We start from the raw sequence: 16,865 nt of genomic DNA on the forward strand, positions 1-16,865 counted from the left end.
ATTTAAGATAAAATGATTGTAAGTTTTAAGTCATGCTTTTTAACCTGCCCAGCTTTCGCGATCTAAACTTCTAAAATGTATAGCTTCTGCTAAATGCTCTATGCCAATATCATTGCTACCGGCCAGGTCTGCAATGGTTCTGGCTACTTTTAAAATTCTATCATAAGCCCGGGCAGATAAGCCTAACTTTTCCATCGCTTTTTTTAATAATTGCTGCCCAGCATCAGAAACTACACAAATAGCTCTTACCATTTGCGGACTCATTTCTGCATTTGCATTAATACCTTGATGCTCTTTAAACCTTTCTGTTTGCATTAAACGGGCTTTAATCACCCTTTCTCTAATCAACTCGCTAGGTTCTGATTTTCTTTCTGATGCCAGTTCATCAAAATTTACTGGTGTAACTTCTACATGTAAATCTATACGGTCTAACAAAGGGCCACTTACTTTACTGAGATACTTTTGTACCACACCGGGCCCGCAAACGCATTCCTTTTCGGGATGGTTGTAATAACCACATGGGCAAGGGTTCATAGCAGCTATCAACATAAAACTAGATGGATAATCTACAGACATTCTGGCTCGGGCTACCGTAACACGCCTTTCTTCTAAAGGCTGGCGCATAACTTCTAAAACGGTTCTTTTAAACTCTGGTAATTCATCCAAAAACAAAACACCATTGTGGGCTAAAGATATTTCACCTGGCTGAGGGTTGCTTCCACCGCCTACCAAAGCTACATCTGAAACCGTATGGTGGGGCGAGCGGAATGGTCTTGTAGTAATTAAAGCATCAGAAGCTGAAAGCTTACCTGCTACCGAGTGTATTTTTGTAGTTTCTAAAGCTTCATACAAATTTAAAGGAGGTAAAATAGTTGGTAAACGTTTAGCTAACATGGTTTTACCTGCCCCTGGCGGACCAATCAGAATAGCATTATGCCCACCAGCAGCTGCAATTTCTAAAGATCTTTTGATATTTTCTTGTCCTCTTACATCGGCAAAATCGGCATCGTAATTATTAATAGCTTTAAAAAACTCGTCTCGGGTATCCACAACTGTTAAAGGTGGTTTTTTGCTATTCTTGAAGAAATCTACAATTTCTGAGAGATGGCTAACCCCATAAACTTCTAGTTTACTTACGATTGCAGCTTCTCTAGCGTTTTGACTTGGTAAAATAAAACCTTTGATATTTTCTCTTTGAGCGTTTATAGCTATAGGTAAAGCCCCTTTTATAGGCTTTACTTGTCCATCTAAAGAAAGTTCGCCCATGATGAGGTAATTTTCTAAATCCTCTTCATCTATTTGACCAGAAGCGGCCAAAATACCTGTAGCTATGGTTAAATCGTAAGCAGAACCTTCTTTGCGAATATCGGCAGGTGCCATGTTGACCACAATTTTTTGGCGAGGCATACGAAAACCGCTATTTGTTAAAGCACTTTCTATTCTCAATAAGCTTTCTCTAACGGCATTATCTGGCAAACCTACAATTAAATAAGCGGCTTTACCTCCAGAAATGTTTACTTCTATGGTGATGGTTTGGGCTTCTACCCCATACACAGCACTCCCAAATGTTTTTACAGGCATACATAAAAATTTATCGGAAAATTATAATTTATTACTTAAAAATCATAGATAAAGATATTTAAAATTAGTCTAGTCGAGTTTTAAAATAATAAAAGTTCAACATTTTTAAGAAATGGCAGCTAAATATGATTTTCAAAAAAAAATAAAAAACAATCCTTAATTAAAACTATTTTATTAATTTAGTTTCCAAGTACCATTGCAAAAATTCTAGTTTCTATTTTCTCTACTACAGCAACCTTATAGCAAGGTTATAGAAACCTTATAGCATGTGTTAAGTATATCTACGCTATATTCAAACATACCCTATACTTAACTTTATCTTAAACATATTATCGAGAAATATTAGATTAGCAGCAAACTAGCTTAAAGTACCATAAGCTCTTTATGTCACTTATAAATATCTTTACAAATTTTTATGCCATAATAAAATCATTATTAAACGGTTAAATGTTATATTTCCGATGTGCTTAATATTTCTTCATTTTTATGGATTACGCTGACTTTTTAAAAAAGATAGACGATTTCATCAGGAAATATTACCTCAATAAAATTATTAGAGGCTTGATATGGCTTTGTGCTATATTTTTAGCCGTTTTTTTACTGGTTATTACGGCAGAATATTACAGCTATTTTAATCCACTTACCAAAACTATTCTTTTTTACCTGTTCCTTATCAGTCAGCTAACTTTAGCTTGGTTTTTAGTTGGTAAATACTTGTTAAAATATTTAAAGCTTGGTGCTTTTATTAATCATGAACAGGCATCCATCATCATAGGGAATCATTTTCCTGATGTAAAAGACAAACTCCTCAATACCCTACAACTACAAAAAGTTTTAAGCACTAACCCAGAACATGAAGCTTTAATTTTAGCCAGCATCAACCAAAGGGTACAACAATTACAACCTATTCCTTTTGTATCTGCTATAAAAATCAGTGAAAACAAGAAATATCTACGTTATGCCATTCTTCCGGCTATGGTAATGCTGGTTTTGGCATTTACCACACCAGCTATCATTACCGATGGTACTACAAGAATTATCAAGCACAACCAACGCTTTATTAAGAAGGCTCCTTTCGGTTTCGAGATTTTAAACAAGAACTTATCTGGTGTGCAAGGCGAAGATTTTCAGCTTCAAATTAAGCTTAGCGGAACAGAAATACCTCAGGAAGTTTATATAGAAGATGGCTTTAACAGCTTTAAATTGACACAAAAAGATATTATCCACTTTAATCATACCTTTAAAAACTTACAAGAAGACATTAAGTTTAGATTTAAAGCAGGCGAATTTTATTCTGATACTTATACTTTAAAAATTAGTAAAAAACCAAGTATTACTGATATCAAGCTATCTTTAACTTATCCGGCTTACCTAAAAAAGCAAAACGAAGTTTTAGAAAACCCCGGAGATATGAGTTTGCCCGAAGGAACAGTTGTGAAATGGTTAATTGGTGCAGAAAACACTACTACGTTAAACTTCCTTTATTTAAAAAATAACATCAGGTTAACGCCTCATAAAGAAAACAAGTTTAGTTATCAACTTAAGCTTACAAAAAGCGCTTTATATAGCTTAAAACCACAGAATAATTGGGTTATACAAGATGCTTTAAATTATCATATCGAGGTTTTACCTGATGCTTTTCCTCAGATTGAGGCTACAGAAAAACCCGATTCGCTGAATAGCCAAGTATTATATTTTATTGGAAAAGCCAGTGATGATTATGGTTTAAACAACCTAAGTTTTCATTATAAAATTACCGCTTCTAATGATAAAAGTAGGTTAGGAAAACAGTTTAAAGCACCTATAAAACTTCAAAAAGGAAGTTTAGAGAGTAGCTTCTTTTATTTCTGGCCTATTAGTAATACAGGTATAAAGGCTGGTGAAGAAATTAGCTATTATTTTGAAGTTGCTGATAATGACGGTATAAACGGACCTAAAACCAGTAGAACAAGTTTAAAAACATACCGACTTTTAAGTAAAACTGAGCTGATAGAAAAAGTAGAAGAAGGCACCCAAAATGTTAAGCAAAAAATTTCTGACGCCATAAAACAGGCTCAGAAAATTCAGGATGAAGCTAAAAAGTTGAACCAAGATTTACTAAATAGTAAAGGAATAGATTATCAGCAACAAAAGCAAGCACAAGAATTACTTGATAAACAACAAAGGTTAGAAGAGTTGCTTAAAGAAATAAGTAAAGAAAATCAGAAGAATTTACTAGAGCGTAATCAGCTTGATAATAACAAAGAGCTTTTAGAAAAGCAAAAACAGATACAAAATCTTTTTGACAATGTATTGGATGAGAAAACTAAATCTTTATTAAAAGAAATTCAGAAAATGCTTGAAAAACAGCTTAACGAAATTCCTAATCAGGAATTAAAGCAGTTACAAAGTGATGAAAAATCTCTAAAAAAAGAATTAGACCGTATTCTGGAATTATACAAACAACTAGAAGTTGAACAAAAAATAAATCAAGCTATTGATCAACTAGAAGAGCTTGCAAAAAAACAAAACGAAAATGTTAATAAACCCGATTTAAATCAGCAAAAAGACATTAAAAAAGATTTTAATGCGCTAAAAGAAGATTTAAAAGAAATAGCAGAAAAAAATCAGCTTCTAGAGCAGCCAGAAAATTTTGACCAACAAAAAGAACAACAACAAGCTATTGAAAAGAAACTTCAGGAGGCAGAAGAACAGTTAACACAAAACCGTAAGCAAAAAGCTAACGAAGCGCAAAAAGAAGCCGCTTCCGAAATGCAGGAAATGGCTAATAAGCTTAAACAAATGCAAAATGAAGAAGAAACTGAAGAAAACCAAGTTGATGCGCAAGCTCTAAGACAAATTTTGCAAAACTTGCTGAAAACCTCTTTCGACCAAGAGAAATTGATGCTAGATATTAAGAATACCAATATCAACGACCCACGATTTAATGAAATTGGCCAAAAGCAAAGAAATATAAAAGATAATTTAAAACTTGTGGAGGATAGCTTGTATAGTTTAAGCAAAAGAGTACCACAAATATCTGCTACAGTTAATAAAGAAGTAACTCAAATTAACCAACAAATTGCAGACGCTTTACAAAACCTTACTGAGCGGAAAATAGCTGAGGTAAACAGAAACCAACAATATGCTTTAACGGCTATCAATAACTTATCTTTAATGTTGAGCGAAGCCTTGGAACAGCTACAAAATGCCATGAAAAATGCTAAATCTGGCGGTAAAGGGAAACCTAAACCAGGTATGTCTCAACTATCCAAGATGCAGCAGGAGCTCAATAAAAATATGCAAAAAGCAAAAGAGCAAATGCAACAGCAAGGCATACCGCAAGGGCAAAAAGGCAATAAACAAATGAGCCAGCAGTTTTCTGAAATGGCACAGCAACAACAAATGATTAGGCAGGCTTTACAAGAGCTTAATCAGCAACTGAATAAAGACGGAAAAGGGAAATTAGGAAATCTGGAAAAAATCATGAAAGACATGGAACAAACAGAAACCGATCTCGTAAACAAACGTATTACACAAGAGGCTATAAATAGACAACAAGACATACAAACAAGACTTTTAGAAGCAGAAAAAGCCGAAAGAGAAAGAGAGCAAGACACACAAAAGGAAAGTAAAGCCGGTAAACAATTTGCACCAAATTATAATTTAGTACTTAAAGAGTATGAAAAAATAAAAGAAAATGAAGCTGAAATGCTAAAAACTGTATCTCCAGCGTTAAATAATTTTTATAAATCAAAAATTAGTGATTACTTTAAAAAATTAAATAAGAGGAAATAATCATGAGTAATCTTTCAGGGATAATGGATAAAGGACTCTATTCTCTTCAACTTCCGTCAAATGAGAATAGTGTAGCAGTAGTTGAAAATTTTGTTGATGATCTTGTATCTACTTTAAATATAGGGGATGATGTTTACGCCAATTTGATGACTTGTCTTAATGAAGCGGTTACAAACGCCATTTTTCATGGTAATAAGCAAAATCCAAATAAATTGGTTTACTTAAATCTTGAAATTATCAATCAGAAAAGATTGGTTTTTACCATAGCAGACCAAGGCGAAGGTTTTAATTTTAATAACCTGCCAGACCCAACAGCACCAGAAAATTTAGAAAATTTAAGCGGTAGAGGTGTTTTTATCATGAAGCAGCTGGCAGACCAATGTATTTTTAATACAAAAGGCAACGAAGTAGAGCTACATTTTAAGTTCTAATCTTCATCTTTGCATAAACAAAGATTTAATGAAAAAACTGCCCATAAATTTTTTTGAAGAAGACATCGTCCATCATCTTAAACAGAAAAACGCAGTTAGAAGCTGGATAAATGCTACCATAGAAGAAGAGAAACATCAGTTACAAGAACTCAATTTTATATTTTGTTCTGATAATTATTTGTTAAACATCAATAAGCAATACTTAAACCACGATACCTTTACAGATATCATCACCTTTGATCATAGTGAAGTAAAAGGAATTATTTATGGTGATATTTTTATCAGTATTGACAGAGTTAAAGAAAATGCCAAAACTTTTAAGGTTGCTGTAAGCGATGAATTACACCGTATTATCATACACGGAACATTGCACCTTTTAGGTTACCCTGATAAGAAAAAAGAAGAAAAAGCTAAAATGACTGAGATGGAAGACTTTTATTTGGCTAAGAGAGAGTTTATAAAGGGTTAAACCCAAAAGCTTAACCCTTAATCATCATTAAGCCATTGGCACTTCTATCACCAAAAGCTTAGTGTCTACATGAGCTTTTACAGCTACTGATGTTGTATCATAAATACCAATAGCGTCTCTGTTATCTAAAACCTGCTCTGCTACACCTAATTTGCCTTGTAATACAAAAATATATACGCCGGTATTATCTCCATTCAATTTATATTCAAGCTCTTTAGCGGCATCCAAATTAGCTAAAGAGAACCAAGCATCTTGGTTAATCCAAACAGCTTGCTCGTTTTCTTGATTAGGAGAAACAACTGTTAAAAACTGGTTATGCTTATCTGCTTCGTTAAAAGATTTTTGATCATACCTAGGTTGAATATTATATTCTTTAGGAAAAACCCAAATCTGTAAAAATTTTACCGCCTCTGTTTTACTTCCATTAAATTCTGCATGCCTGATACCTGTTCCGGCACTCATAATTTGTACGTCGCCAGTTTTAATTACAGCATCATTACCCATACTATCCTGATGATTTAAAGAACCAAAAAGTGGAATACTTACAATTTCCATGTTTTCATGGCCATGCATACCAAATCCCATCCCAGGCTCTACATAATCATCATTTAAAACCCTTAATAAGCCAAAACTCATTTTATTTGGGTCTTGATAATCGCCAAAACTAAAAGAATGATAGCTTTTTAACCAGCTAATTTGTTTCGCTCCTCTATCAGAAGCTTTGTGTATAATCGTTTTCATGATGAAATATTTTTAAATGTTACGTGTCTTTTTTATATAAAATATTACATGTTTAAACATACAATATTTATTCCAAAGATACAAATGCGTACTTTTGCAGATTGATTTTAGATAAAATGAGTAAAAAAGCAATTATCATTGGTGCAAGCGGACTTATTGGCAGTGAATTACTGTCGGTATTACTGCATAGTAGTGCCTATACAGAAGTAATTGCGCTTGGAAGAAAACCCTTAAACATCCAAAATCAAAAACTAAAAGAAATTATTACAGATTTTTCTAACCTTTCGGAGATAAAAGGCCAAATCAAGGCTGATGTTATTTTCTGTTGTATTGGAACTACTAGAGCCAAAACGCCAGACTTAAATAGCTACAGAAAAATAGATCATGATATCCCTATTGAAATAGCGAAAATTGCTGTAGAAAATCAGGTTCAACAATATCATCTGGTCTCAGCTTTGGGCGCTAACGCTCAATCTTCAAATTTTTATAGTAAAATTAAAGGCCAAACAGAGGATGATTTAAAAGTGCTAAACATCCCTGCTATACATATCTACCAACCATCCCTTTTGAGCGGAAATAGAAAAGAAAAACGAATGGCAGAGAAAATAGCTTTAGTATTGATGAAAGTTATAGACCCTCTACTAATAGGCTCTCTAAAAAAATATAGAAGTATTAAAACATCGGTTATTGCGTTAGCCATGTATCAACAATCATTAAAAGAGGATCAGGGAATTTTCACCTATCCATCAGATATCATAAAAGAAATAGTGTGAGTATAGTATCAGCAGAACAATTAGGCCATGCCTTTAACGATTATTGGCTTTTCAGAAATTTAACTTTTGGCATACAGCAAGGACAAAGAGTAGCTTTAGTAGGTATTAACGGAGCCGGAAAATCTACCCTATTGAAATTGCTCGCAGAAAGAATATTACCTAGCGAAGGAAAAGTTGTAAAAGCAAAGGATATCAGATTTGGTTATTTAGAACAAGATCCAAAATTTAGTGCCGATGCCAGTATTAGCGATTTTATTTTCAGTTTAGATAATAGGCAGCAACAAATTATTAGAGAGTACGAAGAACTTTTAGAAGAAGAAAATCCAGACTTAGATAAGATAAATGAACTTACAGAAGAGCTCAGTAATCTTGATGCCTGGGAATATGAACATCAAATCAAAACTATTCTGGGTCGACTAGGTATTCATGATTTACACCAAAAAATATCTAATCTTTCTGGTGGGCAAAAAAAGAGATTAAGTTTAGCTAAGCTATTGATAGATGAACCGGATGTTTATGTATTAGACGAGCCTACCAACCATTTGGATATTGATACCATTGAGTGGCTAGAGAGTTTTTTGAATACGGGTGGTAAAACTATTTTAATGGTTACCCACGACCGTTATTTTTTAGACAATGTTTGTAATGAAATTATAGAATTAGATAAAGGACAAGTTTTTTCATACAAAGGTAAATACGCTTATTATTTAGAAAAAAAATCAGAAAAAGATGCTTCCGACCAAGCTACTTTAGCTAAGAACAGAAACCTCTTGAAAAAAGAGTTAGAATGGATGAGGAGGCAGCCACAAGCAAGGGCCACAAAATCTAAAGCAAGAATAGATGCTTTTTATGATTTAGAAGAGCGTTCTAAAGGTAATGGACCAAAAGAACAAGTTAAGTTAGAGGTTAAAGTAAGCAGACAAGGAAATCAGATTCTAGAGATAGCACATATTCGTAAGACATTTAATGAAGTTGCCATTATTGAAGATTTTTCTTACCCTTTTAAAAAGGGAGATAAAATTGGTTTAACAGGAAAGAATGGAACAGGAAAATCTACCTTCTTAAATTTAATTACTGGTGAATTAACAGCCGATGCAGGAAGCATAAAAAAAGGTGAAACCACTGTTTTTGGATATTACCATCAATCCGGATTAAGCTTTCAGCAAGATGAACGTGTTATTGATGTTGTAAAGAATATTGCTGAATATATAACCTTAGCCGATGGTAGCGTAATTACGGCTTCTCAGCTGCTTACGCTTTTCTTATTCCCACCAAAAAAGCAACATGGTTTTGTAAGCTTATTAAGCGGCGGCGAAAAGAAAAGGTTACACTTAATGAAGGTCTTGATTAAGAATCCAAACTTTTTAATTCTGGATGAGCCAACTAATGATTTAGATATTGATACCTTAAACGTTTTAGAAGAGTTTTTAGAAAACTATCCGGGTGTTTTAATTTTAGTTTCACACGATAGATATTTAGTAGATAAATTAACCGAGCAGCTTTTTATCTTAGAAGGTAATGGCAAAATCAGAATATATAATGGCAATTATTCTTCTTATAGAGAAGAGCAAGAAATGCTTAAACAAATAGAAAAAGAGCAAGCCAAAAAACAACAAATTAAAATTGAAAGCCCTGCTCCTGTTAAAGAAAAAGCAAAACTTTCTTTTAAAGAGAAGCAAGAACTTGAAGCCTTAAATAAAGAGATAGAAACATTAGAACAAACTATCAAGAATTTAACAGATAGCTTAAATAACATTTCTAATCCTGATGAAATCATCCAAACTTCTCATTTAATAGAAAAGAAACAGGGCGAGTTAGATGAAAAATCTATGCGTTGGTTAGAATTATCTGAACTAGCATAACAAAAAACCTTCATGTTCCACGTGGAACATGAAGATAAAAAGAAGAATTGTTTCACGTGAAACATTAAATATATGTTTGAAAAATACGATGTAATTGTAGTTGGAGCCGGACATGCCGGATGTGAAGCAGCAACAGCTGCAGCAAACCTAGGCTCTAAAACACTTTTGATTACCATGAACATGGGGACAATAGCTCAAATGAGTTGTAATCCGGCTATGGGAGGTGTGGCTAAAGGACAAATTATAAGAGAAATAGATGCTATGGGAGGCAAATCAGGCATCATTGCTGATAAATCAACCATTCAATTTAGAATGCTTAACCGCTCTAAAGGACCTGCAATGTGGTCTCCGCGTACACAAAACGATAGAATGCGTTTTGCTGAAGAATGGAGACTAACGCTTGAAGGCACACCCAACTTAGATATTTGGCAAGATATGGCAAGCGGTATCATCGTCAAAAATGATAAAGTTTGCGGTGTCAAAACATCTTTAGGAATAGAAATAGAAGCGAAAGCTGTAGTACTAACTAATGGTACCTTTCTTAATGGTGTTATCCATATTGGTGAGAAAAAAATGGGTGGCGGTAGAACAGGAGAAAAATCTGCTACAGGAATTACAGAACAATTGGTTGAGCTAGGTTTTGAAGCTGGTAGAATGAAAACCGGAACGCCACCAAGAGTTGACGGTAGATCATTAGATTACTCTAAAATGGAAGAACAATGGGGCGATGAAGAAAGAGGAAAATTCTCTTTTACGGATACGCCTACTCCAACAGAACAGAGGTGTTGCTGGATAACCTATACCAATAGCGAAGTTCACGAAACCTTAAAACTAGGTTTTGAAAAATCGCCTATGTTTACTGGAAGAATAAAAGGTTTAGGACCTAGATACTGCCCTTCTATTGAAGATAAAATAAACCGCTTTGCAGAAAGAGAAAGACACCAAATATTTGTGGAACCAGAAGGATGGAATACAGTAGAAATATACGTGAATGGCTTCTCTACATCTTTACCAGAAGACATCCAACACAAAGCATTAAGATTAATACCGGGCTTCGAAAACGCAAAAATGTTTAGACCTGGATATGCTATTGAGTACGATTTCTTCCCTCCTACACAATTAAGCTTAACCTTAGAAACTAAACTGGTTAAAAATCTATTCTTTGCTGGCCAAATAAATGGAACAACTGGATATGAAGAAGCGGCAGCACAAGGTTTTGTTGCAGGAATAAATGCACACCAAAAAGTGCATGATAAACATGAGCTCATTTTAAAAAGGTCCGAGTCTTACATTGGAGTTCTTATAGATGATTTAGTAACCAAAGGAACTGAAGAGCCTTATAGAATGTTTACTTCTAGAGCAGAGCATAGATTACTTTTAAGGCAAGATAATGCAGATGAAAGACTCTCTCCTATTGGTCATCAACTAGGGTTAATATCCGAGGAACGTTTAAATATTGTAAAAGAAAAAATTAATAATGCACAAAGCATTATAGAACTAGCCAAAGAAATTAAAATAGATAAAGAAATTGCCAATCCTATTTTAGAAGAACTAGGAACAAGCAGTATCAGCCAAAGCTATAAATTACACAATTTACTAGGCAGACCTCAGCTTGAAATGAAAGACCTTAGAAGAATGAGTAAACACTTTGATGAGGCACTAAACAAATACAATAAAGAAACTATTGAACAAGCCGAAATAAAAATCAAATACGAGAGTTATTTTGATAAAGAAATGGAGATTGTAGAGAAAATGAAAAAGATGGAAGACAAGGAAATCAATCCGGAATTTAATTATCATTCGTTAAATTCTATCTCCAAAGAGGCTAGAGAAAAATTGATGAAAATAAAACCGAGAACTTTAGGTCAGGCTTCAAGAATTTCTGGTGTATCACCTTCGGATATATCAGTTTTAATGGTTCACATGAATAAGTAATTGATAATCAATATTTTAAATAAATAAAACTTCGATTTTAAAATATTCGATATAAACGACTTTTTTAAAATTTTAATGATAATCTTCATAAAAATGATAAAATGTCTTAAATCGCATAAAAATGCTTTCAAATAAAAAGATAGTAAAAAATATCCATTTTGTTATTCTTTTATGGGTAACTCTATTTATTCAGGCTTGCGCAAGTATGCAACCTCCGCAAGGTGGACCAAAAGATGAACAGCCTCCAAAGATTTTAAAGGAGACACCTAAAAATCTATCTACAAATTTTATCAATAAAAGAATACTTATAGAATTTGACGAATATTTTAAACTGAATAATGAATATACAGAGATAGCTATTTCACCAGCTCAAGAAATTCCGCCAGTATATAAAATCAAACAGAAAAGTTTAGAGATCGAGTTAAAAGATACTTTGGAAGCCAATACCACTTATACTATAAATTTCGGAAATGCCATAACTGATGTTAATGAAAGTAACAAGTTGGTAAATTACAGTTATGTTTTTTCTACAGGTTCACAAATAGATTCCTTACAAATATCTGGTAAAGTTTTAAGTTCTGATGATAACCTTCCATTTAAAGGGGCAACCGTTTTTATCTTTCCTATTGAACGGGATACTTTATTTGGCAAAAAAAGACCAGCAATTTTTACAACTACTGATTCCTCTGGTGTATTTGCTATCAAAAATTTAAAAGAGGCTACTTACAAACTCTATGCTTTAAAAGAAGAATCAGGAGATAGGATATATAACTCGCCCAAAGAGGAAATAGCCTTTGTAGGCGAACCCATAAAACTTAATAAAGACACTGGAAATATCATTTTAAAACTGTTTAAAGAAATACCTGAAAAATTTAGAGTACTCGACAAAAAGATAGAAAGTGATGGTAGAATAACGCTTATTTACAATAAAGGAATCAAAAATCCATCACTTAAATTTCTAGATAATACCATTAAAAATCCTATTATATCATACTCAAAAAACGCCGATACCACTTTAATATGGTTAAGAGAACTAACTTTTGACTCGCTTAAAATAGTAGTTAACGAAGAAAATAAAATCCTAGATACCATCAAACTAACTCGGAATAAAAAAGAGAATTATACCCGAAATATAAAGTTTGAAAACAACCTATTATCAGGTAAGATAAAACCTGGTACATCTTTAGAATTAACTTCTAACCTCCCTTTGGCTAGTATCAATAAATCTTTAGTACAACTCATGGTAGACTCTGTAGCACAAACAAATTTTAATTTTGAAATTATTGATGCTAACAATAGAGTTGTTAAAGTAAATTACCCTTGGCGTATTAAAAAGCGTTATAGTTTAACGTTTAAAGAGAATGCTATTACAGATATTTATGGTAGCAAGAATAAAGAAATAAACCTTGAAATTGAGTTAGATGAAATAGAGAACTATGGAAACTTAACTTTAAACATAGATAGAGCTGATAGCAGTAAAAGTTATATCATACAGCTATTAAATGAAAAAAAACAAATCTTAAAAGAATCTCCCATTAATGTAAATACCTTACTAAATTATAATACCATTAGTAATGGTAAATACTTTATCAAGGTTATTGAAGACGCCAATAAAAACGAAATCTATGATACTGGGAGTGTTAAAAATAATACACAACCAGAAAAGGTTTGGCTTTATGATAAAGAACTCATCATCAGACCCAACTGGGATAGGGAAGAAAAAATTACTATACCTAAAGAGTTTCCTTAAACCAACTAGAATATAAAATATAATTGTTTGGTAACTTATCTAATAAAGCCTTTTGCTCATTTGTTAAAGGCTTTATTTTCTTTGCTGGCATTCCTGCATATAAATAACCTGATTCGCAAACTGTATTCTCCAAAACAACAGCACCTGCAGCAATAATAACATATTCTTCTACTACAGCATGGTCCATTACAATCGCACCCATACCTACTAAAACTTTATCTTTTAGTGTACATCCATGTACCAAAGCATTATGCCCTATAGAAACTTGATTACCTATGGTAGTTGACGCTTTTAAATAAGTTGCATGTATAACAGCACCGTCTTGTATGTTAGTATCATTTCCTATAGAAATACTACTAACATCACCTCTTATAACCGCATTAAACCAAACAGAACAATTATTACCCATGTTAACATCACCAACTATGGTAGCATTTGGTGCAATAAAACAATTGGTACCCCACTTGGGTGATTTTCCTAAAACTGGTAATATTAATGGTTCCATTATAATATCGTATCTTTTAATTCTTTAGCATGCTGAGGATAATCTGTTGTATAATGCAAACCTCTACTTTCTTTACGTTCTGTTGCAGATTTTATAACAATATAAGCCACTTGAATAAGATTTCTTAATTCGCACAACTTTACAGATAACTTTGTTTTTTTATAGAATTCTTCGGTTTCTTCATATAAAAGACGTAACCTTCTCATGGCCCTTTCTAACCTAAAATCCGAACGAACAATACCTACATAGTCACTCATCATTTTTTGCATCTCACGGATATTATGTGTCACCAAGATATCCTCATTAGAAAGCTGTGTGTTTTGATCATTCCAATCTGGAATATTTGAAGGAATGATAAACTCGTTTAACTTGTCTTTAGCATCTAAATAAATTCTATGAGCATATACCAATGCTTCTAGTAAAGAATTAGAAGCCAATCGATTAGCACCATGCAAACCAGTAGAAGTAACCTCGCCACAAGCATATAAACCTTTTATAGATGACCTTCCAAACTCATCAACCAAAACACCACCACACATATAATGGCAAGCTGGCGTAACCGGTATCATATCTTTGGTCATATCAATACCAATAGATAAACACTTAGCGTAGATATTTGGAAAATGAGAGAGTAAATCTTCCTTTTTACGATGTCTGATATCCAGATAAACAAAGTCATCACCAGACTTTTTCATCTCCGCATCAATAGCTCTAGCAACAATATCACGAGGAGCTAAAGAACCACGCTCATCGTATTCATACATAAATTCTTCGCCGTTTCTTCTTTTTAAAACACCACCAAAACCTCTTACAGCTTCAGAAATTAAAAAAGATGGGTACTCACCAGGATTATATAAAGCAGTTGGATGAAATTGAATAAATTCCATATTTCTAACTTTTGCTTTAGCTCTATAAGCCATAGCTATACCATCACCAGTGGCAATAGTTGGGTTAGTTGTAGAACTATAAATATGACCAGCACCACCAGCAGCTAAAACTGTAATTTTGGATGTTATTTTCTCTATAGTATTATCAGCAGTATTTAAAGCATAAATGCCATAGCACTCAATATTATCAGAATGTCTGTTAACAAACTCTCCTGTATGATGTTGAGTAATTAAATCAACTGCAAAATAATGCGTAAGTATTTCTATGTTAGGATTTTGGTGAATTTCTTCTAGCAAAGAACGTTCAATCTCAAAACCAGTAATATCTTTATAGTGCAATACACGATGCTCAGAATGACCTCCTTCTTTAGCTAAATCATAAAAACCTGTTTTATTCTTATCAAACTTGGCTCCATATTCAATAATTTCTGAAATTCTATCTGGACCCTCAGTAACAACAATCTCTACAATATTTTTATCACATAAGCCATCACCAGCAATCAAAGTATCATTAATATGCTTTTCAAAAGAATCTTCCTTTTTATCCACAACTACAGCAACACCACCTTGTGCATACTTCGTGTTAGATTCATCTTCATTAGACTTTGTAACTATCAGAACTTTACCATGTTTTGCAGCCTTAAGGGCAAAACTTAAACCAGCAATACCAGATCCTATAACCAGGAAATCAACATTTCTCATATTAAAATGGCTATGTTTTAAACAAGCCTTAGTTTTATGTGTATAAAAGTAAAAAAGATGTTAGTTTAATGTATGTAATAAATTAAAAGTATTTCAAAATGTTAACAAAGTAACTAAAACTGAAAGTCAATATTAAATTACCATTTATTTACTGCTAACAAATCAACACTTATTAACGTTTTAAATTTACTTAATAATAAACAGAATAATTTTATAAACTTTTTATTGATATTTATAATACAACTGATAATCAATAAGATAAACACCTACAAATGTTAATAAATTGTTAGTACTATTAAAGTAAATTAAAAATCAATATAAATCTCTTTAAAGATATACACCAAACTAACACCTTAATAAACAATAAGAATTTTATTTATAAATAATTAGTTATTATTAGAAAGTGGAGAAACCATTATTTTGAAATTTATACCTTTGGATAAGGAAAAAAAATGAACGTACTAGAAGAAATTAACATAAAAGGTTTTGTTGATGAATATATTGACCCAACCTTAGATTTATTCGCAGAAATAGAGCGATTAAAAAAAGAGAAAAATGCAGTAATTCTGGCTCATTATTACCAAGAAGCTGATATACAGGATATTGCTGATTATATTGGTGATAGTTTAGGCTTATCACAAGAAGCTGCTAAAACAGATGCTGCTATAATCGTATTTGCTGGTGTACATTTTATGGCAGAAACAGCCAAAATATTATCGCCAAATAAAAAGGTATTATTACCAGATAGTAAAGCTGGTTGTTCTTTATCTGATAGCTGTCCACCGCATTTATTTAAAAAGTTTAAAGAGAAATATCCAGATCATTTGGTTATTACTTATGTAAACTGTACAGCAGAATTAAAAGCTTTAAGTGATATTGTTTGTACATCTAGCAATGCAGTACAAATCGTAGAAAGCTTACCTAAAGACCAAAAAATCATTTTTGGACCTGATAAAAACCTAGGTGCTTATGTGATGAAGAAAACAGGCAGAGATATGGTTTTATGGAACGGTGCTTGTATGGTTCATGAGATTTTTGCACAAGAGAAAATTACCAAGTTAAAAGAGCGTCATCCGCAAGCTAAATTTATTGCACATCCAGAGTGTGAAGACCATATATTAGCTATGGCTGATTATATAGGCTCTACAACAGGTTTATTAAATTATACTGTAAAGAGTGATGGTAAGGAGTTTATTGTAGCTACAGAATCAGGAATTATCCATCAAATGGCTAAAGCAAATTCTGATAAAACTTTTATTCCGGCACCTCCAAATAATACTTGTGCTTGTAATGATTGTCCGCACATGAAGCGTAATACTTTAGAAAAGTTGTATTTATGTTTAAAAAATGAACTACCTGAAGTAGATGTTCCACGTGAAATTATAGAAAGAGCAAGACAACCTATTGAAAGGATGTTAGAAATATCAGCCAAATTAGGCCTTTAAAAATTTA

General features: G+C 32.8%; 12 protein-coding genes. 8 read left to right on the forward strand and 4 right to left on the reverse strand.

What is annotated here, in order from left to right:
* Nucleotides 1–39 precede the first annotated feature (39 nt).
* Nucleotides 40–1,581: a YifB family Mg chelatase-like AAA ATPase gene (locus B2745_RS08475; protein ID WP_304065331.1), complete on the reverse strand. Its 1,542-nt coding sequence runs from the start codon at nt 1,579–1,581 to the stop codon at nt 40–42.
* A gap of 486 nt (nt 1,582–2,067) precedes the next feature.
* Here B2745_RS08475 and B2745_RS08480 point away from each other — a divergent pair, with 486 nt between their 5' ends.
* The 3 genes from B2745_RS08480 to ybeY are packed head-to-tail and all read left to right on the forward strand — an operon-like array spanning nt 2,068 to nt 6,258.
* A complete protein-coding gene (locus tag B2745_RS08480; RefSeq protein ID WP_304065334.1) occupies nt 2,068–5,358 on the forward strand; it encodes a DUF4175 family protein in 3,291 nt (1,096 codons plus the stop codon).
* Nucleotides 5,359–5,360: 2 nt separating this feature from the next.
* A complete protein-coding gene (locus B2745_RS08485) occupies nt 5,361–5,789 on the forward strand; it encodes an ATP-binding protein (protein ID WP_245584817.1) in 429 nt (142 codons plus the stop codon).
* Between the two features lie 28 nt (nt 5,790–5,817).
* The gene (ybeY, locus tag B2745_RS08490; RefSeq protein ID WP_304065338.1) at nt 5,818–6,258 is read left to right on the forward strand and encodes an rRNA maturation RNase YbeY; all 441 of its coding nucleotides are present in this window, start codon (nt 5,818–5,820) and stop codon (nt 6,256–6,258) included.
* A gap of 27 nt (nt 6,259–6,285) precedes the next feature.
* On the opposite strand, the gene B2745_RS08495 is transcribed toward ybeY, so the two are convergent.
* Nucleotides 6,286–6,999 carry a pirin family protein gene (locus B2745_RS08495; RefSeq protein WP_304065341.1) on the reverse strand — a complete coding sequence of 238 codons (714 nt, stop codon included), beginning with the start codon at nt 6,997–6,999 and terminating at the stop codon, nt 6,286–6,288.
* A 116-nt stretch (nt 7,000–7,115) separates the two neighbouring features.
* On the opposite strand from B2745_RS08495, the gene B2745_RS08500 reads away from it, so the two are divergent.
* From B2745_RS08500 to B2745_RS08515, 4 genes are all read left to right on the forward strand, one after another.
* Nucleotides 7,116–7,772, forward strand: coding sequence for an NAD(P)H-binding protein (locus tag B2745_RS08500; protein ID WP_304065343.1), 657 nt, complete (start codon nt 7,116–7,118; stop codon nt 7,770–7,772).
* The gene (locus B2745_RS08505; protein WP_304065346.1) at nt 7,769–9,634 is read left to right on the forward strand and encodes an ABC-F family ATP-binding cassette domain-containing protein; all 1,866 of its coding nucleotides are present in this window, start codon (nt 7,769–7,771) and stop codon (nt 9,632–9,634) included. The genes B2745_RS08500 and B2745_RS08505 overlap by 4 nt, the downstream gene beginning before the upstream one ends.
* A gap of 72 nt (nt 9,635–9,706) precedes the next feature.
* A complete protein-coding gene (gene mnmG, locus B2745_RS08510) occupies nt 9,707–11,569 on the forward strand; it encodes a tRNA uridine-5-carboxymethylaminomethyl(34) synthesis enzyme MnmG (protein ID WP_304065348.1) in 1,863 nt (620 codons plus the stop codon).
* 121 nt (nt 11,570–11,690) lie between these two features.
* Nucleotides 11,691–13,319: an Ig-like domain-containing protein gene (locus B2745_RS08515; protein WP_304065350.1), complete on the forward strand. Its 1,629-nt coding sequence runs from the start codon at nt 11,691–11,693 to the stop codon at nt 13,317–13,319.
* Here the strand turns inward: B2745_RS08515 and B2745_RS08520 are convergent.
* The gene (locus B2745_RS08520; protein WP_304065352.1) at nt 13,303–13,824 is read right to left on the reverse strand and encodes a gamma carbonic anhydrase family protein; all 522 of its coding nucleotides are present in this window, start codon (nt 13,822–13,824) and stop codon (nt 13,303–13,305) included. The genes B2745_RS08515 and B2745_RS08520 overlap by 17 nt on opposite strands.
* Nucleotides 13,824–15,413, reverse strand: coding sequence for an L-aspartate oxidase (gene nadB, locus B2745_RS08525; RefSeq protein ID WP_304065355.1), 1,590 nt, complete (start codon nt 15,411–15,413; stop codon nt 13,824–13,826). The genes B2745_RS08520 and nadB overlap by 1 nt, the downstream gene beginning before the upstream one ends.
* 452 nt (nt 15,414–15,865) lie before the next feature.
* Between nadB and nadA the strand changes: the two genes are divergently transcribed.
* Complete coding sequence (nadA, locus tag B2745_RS08530) at nt 15,866–16,858, forward strand: quinolinate synthase NadA (protein ID WP_304065357.1); 993 nt, start codon at nt 15,866–15,868, stop codon at nt 16,856–16,858.
* The last annotated feature ends 7 nt before the right edge of the window (nt 16,859–16,865 follow it).

This window comes from Pedobacter glucosidilyticus (assembly GCF_002483235.1).
In the GTDB taxonomy this organism is placed as follows: Bacteria; Bacteroidota; Bacteroidia; order Sphingobacteriales; family Sphingobacteriaceae; genus Pseudopedobacter; species Pseudopedobacter glucosidilyticum_B.

Excerpts from the sequence above, each read along its gene's own strand:
- nadA (WP_304065357.1), top strand. The coding sequence starts at position 15,866 with ATGAACGTACTAGAAGAAATTAACATAAAAGGTTTTGTTGATGAATAT.
- B2745_RS08495 (WP_304065341.1), bottom strand. The coding sequence starts at position 6,999 with ATGAAAACGATTATACACAAAGCTTCTGATAGAGGAGCGAAACAAATT.
- mnmG (WP_304065348.1), top strand. The coding sequence starts at position 9,707 with ATGTTTGAAAAATACGATGTAATTGTAGTTGGAGCCGGACATGCCGGA.
- B2745_RS08520 (WP_304065352.1), bottom strand. The coding sequence starts at position 13,824 with ATGGAACCATTAATATTACCAGTTTTAGGAAAATCACCCAAGTGGGGT.
- B2745_RS08485 (WP_245584817.1), top strand. The coding sequence starts at position 5,361 with ATGAGTAATCTTTCAGGGATAATGGATAAAGGACTCTATTCTCTTCAA.
- ybeY (WP_304065338.1), top strand. The coding sequence starts at position 5,818 with ATGAAAAAACTGCCCATAAATTTTTTTGAAGAAGACATCGTCCATCAT.
- B2745_RS08475 (WP_304065331.1), bottom strand. The coding sequence starts at position 1,581 with ATGCCTGTAAAAACATTTGGGAGTGCTGTGTATGGGGTAGAAGCCCAA.
- B2745_RS08480 (WP_304065334.1), top strand. The coding sequence starts at position 2,068 with ATGGATTACGCTGACTTTTTAAAAAAGATAGACGATTTCATCAGGAAA.
- nadB (WP_304065355.1), bottom strand. The coding sequence starts at position 15,413 with ATGAGAAATGTTGATTTCCTGGTTATAGGATCTGGTATTGCTGGTTTA.
- B2745_RS08500 (WP_304065343.1), top strand. The coding sequence starts at position 7,116 with ATGAGTAAAAAAGCAATTATCATTGGTGCAAGCGGACTTATTGGCAGT.
- B2745_RS08515 (WP_304065350.1), top strand. The coding sequence starts at position 11,691 with ATGCTTTCAAATAAAAAGATAGTAAAAAATATCCATTTTGTTATTCTT.